Below are 12943 nucleotides of genomic sequence, written 5' to 3' on the forward strand. Positions count from 1 at the left end.
GACGGCCGGCCGTGGCTCCCGAGGGCCCAGGGCTGCTTCCGGTCTACTTCCGGTTGTACAGCCGCATCGTGATCGGCCCGAAGACCAGCACGAACAGGGCCGCCCACCCCAGCGACCAGGCGACCTCGTCGGCCGGCCAGTCGCCGCCCATCAGGCCGCGCACCGCCGACGCCAGATGGGTGATGGGGCTGTTGTTCACGAACGCCTGCAGCCAGCCCGGCATGGTCTTCGGGTCCACGAACACGTTGGACAGGAACGTGAGCGGGAAGATCACCATCATGCTGACGCCCATCACCGACTTCTCGGTGCGCAGCATCAGCCCGAACATCGTCCAGATCCACGAGAAGGCGAACGAGAAGGCCACCAGCAGGGCGATCCCGGCGAGCACACCGGCGATCCCGCCGTCCGGCCGGTAGCCCAGGATCATGCCGACGGTGAGCATGACGGCCGACGCGATGGTGTACCGCAGGGCGTCACCGAGCAGGTAGCCGACCATCGTCGACGGCCGCCAGATCGGCAGGCTGCGGAACCGGTCGAAGACACCCTTCTCGATGTCGGTGTTCACGGAGACACCCGTGTACATCGTGATCATCACGACCGACATCACGAGGATGCCCGGCAGCAGGAACTGGATGTACTCCTTCGGCGAGCCGGCCAGCGCCCCGCCGAACAGGTACGTGTACATCAGCACCATCATGATCGGGAACGCCGTGACGTCGAAGAGCTGCTCCGGCACGTGTTTGATCTTGAGGATCGCCCGCCAGCCGAAGGTCATCGAGGCCGACCACGCGCTGGGCCGCGGCGGCCGCTCCTTGGAGACGAGCAGCGCGGTGAGGGACTCGGCGCTGACCGGGGCGAGGTCCTTGCTCTCGGTGGTCGTCGCGGTGCTCATGCCGCCACCTCGTCCTTCGGGTCGTCGGAGTGCTCGGCGGAGTCGTGCGTGTCGTGCCCGGTGAGGGCGAGGAACACCTCGTCCAGGCTGGGCTGGCCCAGCGAGAAGTTGTCGACGGTGATCCCGGCGCGGGCCAGTTCGCTCAGCGCGCGGGCGGCCTGCTCGGCCGCGGAGTCGTCGCTCGCCGCCGTACCGAGGCGGGCGGTGAGGGCCACCGGGTCGGGCTCCGGCTGCACCCGCGCGTCCAGGGCGCGGCGCAGCAGGTCGGCCGCGAGGTCGCGCTGGTCGGGATCGCGCAGGCGCAGATGGACGGATCCGGCGCCGACGGACGACTTGAGCTCGCCCTTGGTGCCCTCGGCGATCACCCTGCCGCGGTCGATGACGGCGATCCGGGACGCCAGCTGGTCGGCCTCGTCCAGATACTGCGTGGTCAGCAGCACGGTGGTGCCCTGGGCGACCACGGCCCGCACGATGTCCCACACCTGGTTGCGGCTGCGCGGATCCAGGCCGGTCGTCGGCTCGTCCAGGAACAGCAGGTCGGGGGTGTTGAGGATGGAAGCGGCGATGTCGATGCGGCGCCGCATACCGCCCGAGTAGTGCTTGACCTGCTTCGCGGCCGCCTCCGTGAGCCCGAAGGCCTCCAGGAGCTGGGCGGCGCGGTTCCGGGCCGCCTTCTTGTGGTGGCCGAGCAGCCGGCCCAGCAGGACCAGGTTCTCGGTGCCGGTGAGGTCCTCGTCCACCGACGCGTACTGGCCGGTGAGGCTCACCCGGCCGCGCACCTCGTCCGCCTCACGGACGATGTCGTGGCCGAAGACATGCGCTTCGCCGCCGTCCGGCCGCAGGAGTGTGGCGAGCATCTTCACGGTGGTGGTCTTGCCGGCGCCGTTCGGGCCGAGGACGCCGTAGACCGTGCCCGCGGGCACGGACAGGTCGACTCCGTCGACGGCCCTCGTCTCGCCGAACGTCTTCACCAGGCCCGCTGTCTCGATCGCCAGGCCGGACATCTGCGTGCTCATGCTTCGGGTCCTTCCGCGTGCTTGGGCTACGCATGGAGAGACCTTTACCGTCGCGCAAACTCATCGCTCCCGCACACGGATTTTCGCCGGACCCGGACCAAGGGCGCAGACGCGGTGGTCCTGAAGACGGACCGGACTCGGTCCGGGGACCGAGGGGTACGGTCCCTTGCATGCATGCGATCACGATTCCCGAACCTGGTGGGCCCGAGGCGCTGGTCTGGGACGAGGTCCCTGACCCCGTGCCCCGCGAGGGGGAGGTCCTGGTCGAGGTGGCGGCCGGCGCCGTCAACCGGGCCGACATCCTCCAGCGGCAGGGCTTCTACGAACCACCGCCCGGCGCGTCCCCCTACCCCGGCCTGGAGTGCTCCGGGCGGATCGCCGGGATCGGCACCGGCGTCTCCGGCTGGAACGTGGGCGACGAGGTGTGCGCGCTGCTGTCCGGCGGCGGTTACGCCGAGAAGGTGGCCGTCCCGGCCGGGCAGCTGCTGCCCGTGCCCGACGGCGTCGGTCTGACGCAGGCCGCCGCACTGCCCGAGGTGGCCTGCACCGTCTGGTCCAACGTCTTCATGATCGCCCACCTGCGCCCCGGTGAGACGCTCCTCGTGCACGGCGGTTCCAGCGGCATCGGCACGATGGCCATCCAGCTGGCCAAGGCCGTCGGTGCGCGGGTCGCCGTGACGGCCGGTACGAAGGAGAAGCTTCAGCGGTGCGCCGAGCTGGGCGCCGACATCCTGGTCAACTACCGCGAGCAGGACTTCGTCGAGGAGGTCAGGAAGGCGACGGACGGTGCCGGGGCCGACGTCATCCTCGACAACATGGGCGCGAAGTACCTGGAACGCAACGTCAAGGCCCTCGCCGTCAACGGCCGGCTCGCGATCATCGGCATGCAGGGCGGCGTCAAGGGCGAGCTGAACATCGCTGCCCTGCTGGCCAAGCGCGCCGCCATCAGCGCGACGTCCCTGCGGGCCCGGCCCCTGGAGGAGAAGGCGGCCATCGTCGCGGCCGTGCGCGAACACGTCTGGCCCCTGTTCACCGGCGGCCACCTGCGCCCGGTCGTCGACCGTGAACTCCCCATGCGGGACGCTGCCGCCGCCCACCGGGTCGTGGAGGAGAGCGGCCACATCGGCAAGGTCCTGCTGCTCACTGCCCCCCAGGGCGCCTGACCCCCACCGCCGGGCCTGCGTCACCTCGTCCCCGACCGGGGTGCGGCCGGTCCGCATCGCCCCTGGGCCCGCCGCGCACCGGTCCCTAGGCCCGCCGCAGCCGCAGCGCGAGGAACGCCAGGCCCAGGCCCAGGCCGATCAGGACCAGGCCGCTGCCCAGGGGCAGGATCCGCAGGACCGGGCCGACGGGGCGTTCGGCGGTCCTGGCCTCTCGTACGGGCTGCTCCGCCGGGGCGGACGGCACCGGGGCGGTCTCCCGGGGTGCCTCGGGGACGGCGGTGGCGTCGTCGACGCCCGGCTTCTCCCCGGCGTCCTCCGGCCGTCCCGGCCGCACCCGGCCCTCTCCGGCCCGGCTCCCGGCCCGCGAGGGCTCGCCGGAGGGGGAAGGGGCCGCCCAGGCCGACGGGGCCGAAGAGGCCGCCCGGGCCGAAGGGGCCGCCAGGGGCGAGGGGGCGGACCGGGACGGTGACGCCGCGCGGGGCGATGACGCCGCCCGGGATGGTGCAGTCGGCCGGGACGACGGAGCAGCCAGGGCCGAGGGGGCCGATGAAACGGGCGACGGGGCGGCGACGGGCCCGGACTCCTCCTCCGCCTCCGCCGCTTCCTCGGCCTCCTCCTCGTACGTGAGGACAGCCCCGTAGGACGGGACGGATCCGCAGGGTGAGACGACCGCGCCCGCCCCCAGGGCGACCACCAGTCCCGTCGCCCGCAGTGCGCGTAGCCATGGAGTCACGTGGGTGACCCCCTCCCGCCGCGCCCGGTAGGGCAAGAACGGCAAGTTCGGTCATATCGAGGCAATCAGCCTCACATCGACCCGTACGCCCGGCACTCCGGGTTCGGCCGACGGGCGGAATCGCTGCACAATCCGGTTATGTCGATACGTCACGGGCTGCTGGCGCTCCTGGCGGCCGGTCCCCGCTACGGCTCCCGCCTGCGCACCGACTTCGAGGCCCGCACCGGCAGGACCTGGCCGCTGAACATCGGGCAGGTCTACACGACGCTGGGCCGCCTGGAGCGGGACGGCATGGTCGCCCAGGGCGACGTCGACGCGGCCGGACGGACGCTGTACACGCTCACCGAGGCCGGCCGGGCCGAGCTGCGCGCCTGGTACGACCGCCCCGTGGCACGGACCGGCCCGCCGCGCGACGAGCTGGCGATCAAGCTGGTGATGGCACTCGGCGCGGACGGCGTCGACGTACGGGAGGTCGTCGAGGCCCAGCGCCGGCACGTGACGCGGGCGCTGCACGACCACGTGCGGCAGCGGGCGGAGGCCCTGGCCCGCGCGCCGGAGCACCCCGAGGAGATGGCCCGGCTGCTCGTCCTGGAGCAGCTCGTCTTCCACGCCGAGGCCGAGATCCGCTGGCTGGACCACTGCGAGGCCCGCCTGCTGCGTTTCACCCGCGCGGAGGAACCGCCCTCGCCGGAGCAACCCGAAGGCTGACCGACTCGTCTCCTCCGGCGTGGTGGATCAACCTCCGGTGGGGGCACCAAGGAGGTGAGGTGCAGGCGTGCGACAGAATGGCGACATGGAGATGCCGAGGAACGAAAGGTCGCCGGAGAACCCGCAGATCCTGGTCGTGGGCCAGGACGGCACGGCGCTCGGTGGCAGCAGCGCAGACGAGGACTCCCGCGAGACCCCGGTCACGGAACAGGTGGAGCAGCCCGCGAAGGTCATGCGGATCGGCAGCATGATCAAGCAGCTGCTGGAGGAAGTGCGCGCGGCTCCCCTGGACGAGGCCAGCAGGGTCCGGCTCAAGGACATCCACTCCAGCTCGGTGAAGGAGCTGGAGGACGGTCTGGCGCCCGAGCTGGTCGAGGAGCTGGAGCGGCTCTCCCTGCCCTTCACGGACGAGGCGACTCCCAGCGACGCGGAGCTGCGCATCGCGCAGGCCCAGCTCGTCGGCTGGCTGGAGGGGCTCTTCCACGGGATCCAGACGACGCTGTTCGCCCAGCAGATGGCGGCCCGCGCCCAGCTGGAGCAGATGCGCAGGGCCCTGCCGCCGGGCGTCGGCGACGGCCTCGACGAGCAGCAGCACCCGGGCGGCCGGTCCGGCGGCCCCTACCTGTAGACGTTCACCGGCCCCCCGGACAAAAGGGCCCGGCGGCCGAAGCCGCCGGGCCCTTCCGCGTCAGGCCGACTCAGGAGGGCGGGTTGCCCGTCGAGACGCTGAGCTCGATCTCGGGCATGTGCCGCGGGTCCACGTCGGTGCCGGCGGACGGGAACTGGCTCATGACCGTGCCGTCGCCGTAGGTGTTCTCGTCCGTGATGTCGATGTTCTTCTTCCACCCGGCCGCCTGGAGGCAGGCCTTGACCGAGTCGATGTTCTTGAACTTGAAGTCAGGCATCCGGATCTTGTCCGGGTCGTTGTACGACTCCTGAGGCTCCGTGCACTCCTCGGTGTCGATCGTCTTCGAGGTGTCCGGGCCGCGGTAGCCGGGCCTCTTCTCCGCGGAGGCCGAGGCGCTCGGGCTGTTGCCGCCGCCCTTGTCGTCCTCGCTGCCGCCGTTCAGGAGCAGCGCCGTGACGAGACCGCCGACCGCGGCGACGGACACGATGATCGAGCCGATGATCACCGGCTTGTTGTTCCTGCCGCCGCCGGCGGAGGCCGGAGCGGTCTGGGGCGTCAGGTTGTACGGCGGCGGCGTCGACGGGCCGGGCTGCGGGGAGTAGGCGGCCGGAGACGGCGTCTGGTAGGCGCCCTGCTGCGGATAGCCGTACGCCGGGGACGGCCCCGTCGGGGCGGGCGTGCCGTACGGGTTCGGGGGCGGGGTCGGCTGGTACGGCGTCTGGACCTGCCCCGAGGGCGGCGCGGTGGCTTGGTCGACCGGCGGGAACACGGCCGAGCCGACGCCGGCGCCGCTCGGGGCCGGTGTGCCCGGGACGATGCTCGGCGGCGCGGTCTGGACGGACGCCGCCACGCGCAGGCACTCGTCGCGCATGGCCTCGGCGCTCGGGAAGCGCTCGTTCGGGTTCTTCTTCAGCGCGCGGGCGATCAGCGCGTCCACGGCCGGCGGCAGCGCGCGGTTGATCGAGGACGGAACCGGCGGCTCCTCCTGCACGTGCGCGTACGCGATGGCCAGCGGCGAGTCCGCGTCGAACGGCAGCCGCCCGGTCACCAGCTGGAACAGCATGATGCCGACCGAGTACAGGTCGGAGCGGGCGTCCACACCGCGGCCGAGGGCCTGCTCCGGCGAGAGGTACTGGGGGGTGCCGACGACCATGCCGGTCTGCGTCATCGACGTCACACCGGACTGCATGGCGCGGGCGATGCCGAAGTCCATGACCTTGACCACGGCGCGCTTGGTCATCATCACGTTGCCCGGCTTGATGTCGCGGTGGACCAGGCCCATCTCGTGGCTGATCTCCAGCGCGGCCAGCACGTCCGCGGTGATCTTCAGCGCCTTGCCGGCGGGCATCGCGCCCTGCTGCCGCACGTCCTCGTCGAGGACCGAGCCGAGCGGGCGGCCCTCGACGTACTCCATGACGATGTACGGCGTCGTCATGCCGTCGAGGGTGTCCTCGCCGGTGTCGAAGACGGAGACGATGTTGGTGTGCGTGAGCTTGGCCACGGCCTGGGCCTCGCGGCGGAACCGCTCGCGGAAGGCCGGTTCCCGTCCGAGATCCGTGTGAAGTGTCTTGATGGCGACCTGGCGGTCGAGCACACTGTCGTACGCGAGGTGCACCGAGGCCATGCCGCCCTGGCCGAGCAGGTCACGCAGCTGATAGCGGCCACTGGCGAGCGCCCGCCCCGTGTACTGGCCCTGTGCGCCGTCCTGGCTCATGTTCCGTTTCCCCCGTAGCCCTTCAGGCGCCACCGACTGCCGTTGATCCGTCGTTGATCCGTCATTGGATCAACCGTCATTCCCGGCCAAGTCTGCCCCAGGGCACCGACACGTCAAGCGCGGTGCCCGTTCCGTGACCGTACGCGGAAGAAGCGTCGCGGAAGCGTTACCGGGGGCGTACGACCGCCGCACGGAATTTGCACGACAGTACGGAGTGAAGGTTTCATGGCCGGTCCGTCTCGTGCCGGTCCCGGCACCCCTTCTCGGACCGGAGGCTTGCGCGGAGGCTGTAGCGTGGCCGACGGAGACCGTAACAACACCGCGCGCACCGCGGGCAGAAAACGACGGCGAGGACTGATGGCACAGCAGCAGCGCGCTCAGGGCCCGTCCGACCCCGAGGCGACTGGCAGCGGCATGTCGGACGCGCCGGAGTCCTGGGGGAACGGCGGGCTGGTCGGGGACGGCCGGTACCGGCTGACCCACAGACTCGGCCGGGGCGGCATGGCCGAGGTGTTCGCAGCCGAGGACGTCCGCCTCGGACGCACCGTCGCCGTCAAGCTGCTCCGCTCCGACCTCGCCGAGGACCCGGTGTCCAAGGCGCGCTTCACGCGCGAGGCCCAGTCGGTGGCCGGCCTCAACCACCACGCGATCGTCGCCGTGTACGACTCCGGCGAGGACTTCGTCGGCGGCCAGTCCGTGCCCTACATCGTGATGGAGCTGGTCGAGGGCCGCACCATCCGTGACCTGCTGCTGAACGCGGAGGCCCCCGGCCCCGAGCAGGCGCTGATCATCGTCTCGGGCGTCCTGGAGGCGCTCGCCTACTCGCACCAGCACGGCATCGTGCACCGCGACATCAAGCCCGCCAACGTCATCATCACGCACAACGGCGCCGTGAAGGTGATGGACTTCGGCATCGCCCGCGCCCTGCACGGCGCGTCCACGACGATGACGCAGACCGGCATGGTCATGGGCACCCCGCAGTACCTCTCCCCCGAGCAGGCGCTCGGCAAGGCCGTCGACCACCGCTCCGACCTGTACGCCACGGGCTGCCTGCTCTACGAACTTCTCTCGCTGCGCCCGCCGTTCACCGGCGAGACCCCCCTGTCGGTGGTCTACCAGCACGTCCAGGACATCCCGACGCCGCCGTCCGAGGTCTCCGACGCCTGCCCGCCGGAGCTGGACGGCCTGGCCATGCGCGCCCTCGCCAAGGAGCCCGACGACCGCTTCCAGACGGCCGAGGAGATGCGCGGGCTGGTCCAGTACGCGCTCCAGATGCTCTACGACCAGGGCGGCCACACCGGCACCTGGAACACCGGCCCGGTCGACATGCACGAGGGCCGGCACACCCCGTCGGGCGGTTTCGCCGGCGCGACGGCCGTGATGGGGCACCCCGGGGACGCCTCCGGCACCACGCAGATCCCCTCGCCCATCCTGCCCGGTGGCTACGGCGGTGGGGACGACGGCGGCTTCGAGGGCCACGGCAACAAGGGCAGCGGCCGCGGCAAGCTGTGGATCCTCGCCGTGCTCGCGGTGATCGCGGTCGCGGCGGGCGTCGCCCTGGCGCTGCAGAACACCGGCGGCGGCAAGGAGGGCCCCGGCACCAAGCAGTCGCCGACCACCTCGCAGACGACCGAGAAGAAGACGCCCAGCGAGACGCCGAGCGACGACACGAGCGACGCGCCGACCGACACGTCCACGGACGACGGCACCGGCACGGGCTCCGGCGGCGGCAACTACACGCCGTCCTACACGCCGTCCTACACGCCGTCGCAGAGCGCTCCCGCATCGCCCACCGGCCAGCCGTCGGCCCCGCCGACCTCCGCGGCGCCGACCGGCGAACCGACGGGCGAGCCGCCCACCGACCCGGAGACGCCCCCGGACGACACGGGCGGCACCGACGCGGGCGGCGCGACCGGTGTCGTCGGAGGCGCGGGCGGCGGCGAGGGCGGCTGACCCCCGGGGCCGCCCCCGGGCGGACACCGGAACGAAACGGATGATCCACGCGCGCGTGGGGCCGAAACGGTCCCCACGCGCGCGTGGCGTTTCGCCACGCCGGAAAGTTGACTCTTCCCGTGACCTGGGTCACCGGGTTAACGTGCGGTTGCCCCGGCCTCCTGCAAGGCTGTGACCAGGGACCCTTCACCACCTTCCCGATTTACTTGGATATCCAAGCAAAATCGCAGGTCAGAGGGGGTTTCACAGAAATGTGGCGCACTGGGTAACGTGCTTTCTGCAGGGCGCTCGCCGGGGCACCTGTCACGCCTGTCCCCGGCCGAGTGGCACCCACCCCGTGTCCCGGTGGTCGAGAACAGGTGAGCCGCTCCCCCCAGCTCAAAAGAGCAGGGGGGACCCCCAGGCCTACCGGCAACCCCGTGGCCCGGACCGACGGAGGAGCACACGTGACCGTGGAGAGCACTGCCGCGCGCACACCGCGACGCAGCGCCGGAAGCAAGGCCGGCACCACCGGCGCCAAGCGCACCACCCGCACGACTGCCAAGAAGGACGTCGGCACCGAGCCCCAGCTCGTGCAGCTGCTGACGCCCGAGGGCAAGCGCGTCAAGAACGCCGAGTACGACAAGTACGTCGCCGGTATCACTCCGGAGGAGCTCCGCGGCCTCTACCGCGACATGGTGCTCACCCGCCGCTTCGACGCCGAGGCCACCTCCCTGCAGCGCCAGGGCGAGCTGGGCCTGTGGGCGTCGCTGCTCGGCCAGGAGGCCGCCCAGATCGGGTCCGGCCGGGCCACCCGCGAGGACGACTACGTCTTCCCGACCTACCGCGAGCACGGCGTGGCCTGGTGCCGCGGCGTCGACCCGGCCAACCTGCTGGGGATGTTCCGCGGTGTGAACAACGGCGGCTGGGACCCCAACAGCAACAACTTCCAGCTGTACACGATCGTCATCGGCTCCCAGACGCTGCACGCCACCGGCTACGCGATGGGCGTCGCCAAGGACGGCGCCGACAGCGCGGTGATCGCGTACTTCGGTGACGGCGCCTCCAGCCAGGGTGACGTGGCCGAGTCGTTCACCTTCTCCGCGGTCTACAACGCCCCGGTCGTGTTCTTCTGCCAGAACAACCAGTGGGCGATCTCCGAGCCCACCGAGAAGCAGTCCCGCGTGCCGATCTACCAGCGGGCCCAGGGCTTCGGCTTCCCGGGCGTCCGGGTGGACGGCAACGACGTGCTCGGCGTCCTCGCGGTCACCCGCTGGGCCCTGGAGCGAGCCCGCGCCGGCGAGGGCCCGACCCTCGTCGAGGCCTTCACCTACCGCATGGGCGCCCACACCACCTCCGACGACCCGACCCGCTACCGGGGCGACGAGGAGCGCCAGGCCTGGGAGGCCAAGGACCCGATCCTGCGGCTTCGCCGGTACCTGGAGGCCTCGAACCACGCGGACGAGGGATTCTTCGCGGAACTGGAGGCCGAGTCCGAGGCGTTGGGCAAACGAGTGCGCGAGGCGGTCCGTGCCATGCCGGACCCGGACCACTTCGCGATCTTCGAGAACGCCTACGCGGACGGACACGCGCTCGTCGACGAGGAGCGCGCCCAGTTCGCCGCGTACCAGGCGTCGTTCGCCGATGAGGGGGGCAACTGACATGGCCGACAAGATGGCACTGGCCAAGGCGATCAACGAGTCGCTGCGCCGCGCCCTGGAGTCCGACCCCAAGGTCCTGATCATGGGCGAGGACGTCGGCAAGCTCGGCGGCGTGTTCCGGGTGACGGACGGCCTGCAGAAGGACTTCGGCGAGAGCCGCGTCATCGACACCCCGCTCGCCGAGTCGGGCATCGTCGGCACGGCGATCGGCCTGGCCCTGCGCGGCTACCGCCCGGTGGTGGAGATCCAGTTCGACGGCTTCGTCTTCCCGGCGTACGACCAGATCGTCACGCAGCTCGCGAAGATGCACGCCCGTTCGCTGGGCAAGGTCAAGCTCCCGGTCGTCGTGCGCATCCCCTACGGCGGCGGCATCGGCGCGGTCGAGCACCACTCCGAGTCGCCCGAGGCGCTCTTCGCGCACGTGGCGGGCCTGAAGATCGTCAGCCCGTCGAACGCGTCGGACGCCTACTGGATGATGCAGCAGGCCATCCAGAGCGACGACCCGGTGATCTTCTTCGAGCCCAAGCGCCGCTACTGGGACAAGGGCGAGGTCAACACGGAGGCGATCCCGGGCCCGCTGCACAAGGCCCAGGTGGTCCGCGAGGGCACCGATCTGACCCTCGCCGCCTACGGCCCGATGGTGAAGCTCTGCCAGGAGGTCGCGGACGCGGCCGCCGAGGAGGGCAAGAACCTGGAGGTCCTGGACCTGCGCTCGGTCTCCCCGCTCGACTTCGACTCGATCCAGGCGTCGGTGGAGAAGACCCGCCGCCTGGTCGTCGTGCACGAGGCCCCGGTGTTCTTCGGCTCGGGCGCGGAGATCGCCGCCCGGATCACGGAGCGCTGCTTCTACCACCTGGAGGCCCCGGTGCTCCGGGTCGGCGGCTACCACGCGCCGTACCCGCCGGCCCGCCTGGAGGAGGAGTACCTGCCGAACCTGGACCGGGTGCTGGACGCCGTCGACCGCTCGCTGGCGTACTGAGGAGAGGGTCGTGACGACGATGACGGAAGCGTCCGTGCGCGAGTTCAAGATGCCCGACGTGGGCGAGGGACTCACCGAGGCCGAGATCCTCAAGTGGTACGTCCAGCCCGGCGACACGGTCACCGACGGCCAGGTGGTCTGCGAGGTCGAGACGGCGAAGGCGGCCGTCGAGCTGCCCATCCCGTACGACGGCGTGGTCCGGGACCTGCACTTCCCCGAGGGCACCACGGTCGACGTGGGCACGTCGATCATCGCGGTGGACGTGGGCGGCGGCAGCGCCGCACCCGCGCCCGCGGCCGAGCAGCCCGCCGCCGGGCGGCCCGCGGCAGCCCAGCCCGCCGAGGAGCCGAAGGCGGCGGGCTCGGGACGCCAGCCGGTCCTGGTGGGCTACGGGGTGGCGACCTCGTCCACCCGCCGCCGCCCCCGCAAGGGCCCGGAGGTCCCGGTCCAGCAGGCCTCGACAGCGCTCCAGACGGAGCTGAACGGCCACGCGCCGGCGGCCTCGGCCGCCCCGGCCCCGGCTGCCCCGGCGGCACCGGCTGCCCCGGCCGGCACGGAACGCCCGCTGGCCAAGCCCCCCGTCCGCAAGCTGGCCAAGGACCTGGGCGTCGACCTGACGACGGTCGTCCCGACCGGCCCGGACGGCATCATCACCCGCGAGGACGTGCACGCGGCGGTGGCCGCCGCCGTCCCGGCGGTCCCCGAGCCGTCGGCCCCGTCCGCCCCGGCCGCTGCCCCGGCGTCGTACGACACCACGCGCGAGACCCGCGTCCCGGTCAAGGGTGTCCGCAAGGCGACGGCGGCGGCGATGGTCGGCTCGGCGTTCACCGCGCCGCATGTCACGGAGTTCGTGACGGTCGACGTGACGCGCACGATGAAGCTGGTCGAGGAGCTGAAGGCGGACAAGGAGTTCGCGGGCCTGCGCGTGAACCCGCTGCTGCTGATCGCCAAGGCGCTGCTCGTCGCGATCCGGCGCCACCCGGACGTCAACGCGTCCTGGGACGAGGCCGCTCAGGAGATCGTGGTCAAGCACTACGTGAACCTGGGCATCGCGGCCGCGACCCCGCGCGGGCTGATCGTGCCGAACATCAAGGACGCCCACGCCAAGACGCTGCCGCAGCTGGCCGAGTCGCTGGGCGAGCTGGTGGCGACGGCCAGGGAGGGCAAGACGTCCCCGGCGGCCATGCAGGGCGGCACGGTGACGATCACCAACGTCGGCGTCTTCGGCGTCGACACGGGCACGCCGATCCTCAACCCGGGCGAGTCCGCGATCCTGGCGGTCGGCGCGATCAAGCTCCAGCCGTGGGTCCACAAGGGCAAGGTGAAGCCCCGTCAGGTCACCACCCTGGCCCTCTCCTTCGACCACCGCCTGGTCGACGGCGAGCTGGGCTCGAAGGTCCTGGCCGACGTGGCGGCGGTCCTGGAGCAGCCGAAGCGCCTGATCACCTGGGCGTGAGCCGAGTTCGGCGGCCCCCTGCCCCTACCGGGCGGGGGGCCCCGGCGTCTGCCCGGGATGA

General features: G+C 71.7%; 11 protein-coding genes. 7 read left to right on the top strand and 4 right to left on the bottom strand.

Translation table 11 applies throughout. The features are described from left to right. Positions 1-43 precede the first annotated feature (43 nt). Both ACIRDU_RS13165 and ACIRDU_RS13170 read right to left on the bottom strand, forming a co-directional pair. A complete protein-coding gene (locus ACIRDU_RS13165; RefSeq protein ID WP_403578000.1) occupies positions 44-892 on the bottom strand; it encodes an ABC transporter permease in 849 nt (282 codons plus the stop codon). Beyond that, entirely contained in the window at positions 889-1908 is a 1020-nt protein-coding gene (locus tag ACIRDU_RS13170; protein ID WP_403578003.1) for an ATP-binding cassette domain-containing protein, read from the bottom strand. Before ACIRDU_RS13170 ends, ACIRDU_RS13165 begins: the two co-directional genes overlap by 4 nt. A 170-nt stretch (positions 1909-2078) precedes the next feature. On the opposite strand from ACIRDU_RS13170, the gene ACIRDU_RS13175 reads away from it, so the two are divergent. Next, positions 2079-3071 carry an NAD(P)H-quinone oxidoreductase gene (locus ACIRDU_RS13175; RefSeq protein ID WP_403578006.1) on the top strand — a complete coding sequence of 331 codons (993 nt, stop codon included), beginning with the start codon at positions 2079-2081 and terminating at the stop codon, positions 3069-3071. Between the two features lie 85 nt (positions 3072-3156). On the opposite strand, the gene ACIRDU_RS13180 is transcribed toward ACIRDU_RS13175, so the two are convergent. Beyond that, positions 3157-3804, bottom strand: coding sequence for a hypothetical protein (locus tag ACIRDU_RS13180; protein ID WP_403578009.1), 648 nt, complete (start codon positions 3802-3804; stop codon positions 3157-3159). Between the two features lie 138 nt (positions 3805-3942). On the opposite strand from ACIRDU_RS13180, the gene ACIRDU_RS13185 reads away from it, so the two are divergent. After that, positions 3943-4512: a PadR family transcriptional regulator gene (locus ACIRDU_RS13185; protein WP_403578012.1), complete on the top strand. Its 570-nt coding sequence runs from the start codon at positions 3943-3945 to the stop codon at positions 4510-4512. A gap of 85 nt (positions 4513-4597) precedes the next feature. Further along, positions 4598-5140 (top strand): bacterial proteasome activator family protein, encoded by a 543-nt coding sequence (locus ACIRDU_RS13190; protein WP_403578015.1) that lies wholly within the window; start codon positions 4598-4600, stop codon positions 5138-5140. Positions 5141-5210: 70 nt separating this feature from the next. On the opposite strand, the gene ACIRDU_RS13195 is transcribed toward ACIRDU_RS13190, so the two are convergent. Further along, positions 5211-6854, bottom strand: a complete 1644-nt coding sequence (locus tag ACIRDU_RS13195) for a protein kinase (protein ID WP_403578018.1) — start codon at positions 6852-6854, stop codon at positions 5211-5213. A 357-nt stretch (positions 6855-7211) separates the two neighbouring features. Here ACIRDU_RS13195 and ACIRDU_RS13200 point away from each other — a divergent pair, with 357 nt between their 5' ends. The 4 genes from ACIRDU_RS13200 (at position 7212) to ACIRDU_RS13215 (ending at position 12882) form a co-directional block, all read left to right on the top strand. Next, complete coding sequence (locus ACIRDU_RS13200) at positions 7212-8807, top strand: protein kinase (protein WP_403578021.1); 1596 nt, start codon at positions 7212-7214, stop codon at positions 8805-8807. A gap of 446 nt (positions 8808-9253) precedes the next feature. Continuing rightward, complete coding sequence (gene pdhA, locus ACIRDU_RS13205) at positions 9254-10447, top strand: pyruvate dehydrogenase (acetyl-transferring) E1 component subunit alpha (RefSeq protein WP_403578024.1); 1194 nt, start codon at positions 9254-9256, stop codon at positions 10445-10447. A gap of 1 nt (position 10448) precedes the next feature. Then, entirely contained in the window at positions 10449-11426 is a 978-nt protein-coding gene (locus tag ACIRDU_RS13210; protein ID WP_362043640.1) for an alpha-ketoacid dehydrogenase subunit beta, read from the top strand. 10 nt (positions 11427-11436) lie between these two features. Continuing rightward, complete coding sequence (locus tag ACIRDU_RS13215) at positions 11437-12882, top strand: dihydrolipoamide acetyltransferase family protein (RefSeq protein WP_403578027.1); 1446 nt, start codon at positions 11437-11439, stop codon at positions 12880-12882. Positions 12883-12943 lie beyond the last annotated feature (61 nt).

This window comes from Streptomyces sp. NPDC093598 (assembly GCF_044764825.1).
Taxonomy (GTDB): Bacteria; Actinomycetota; Actinomycetes; order Streptomycetales; family Streptomycetaceae; genus Streptomyces.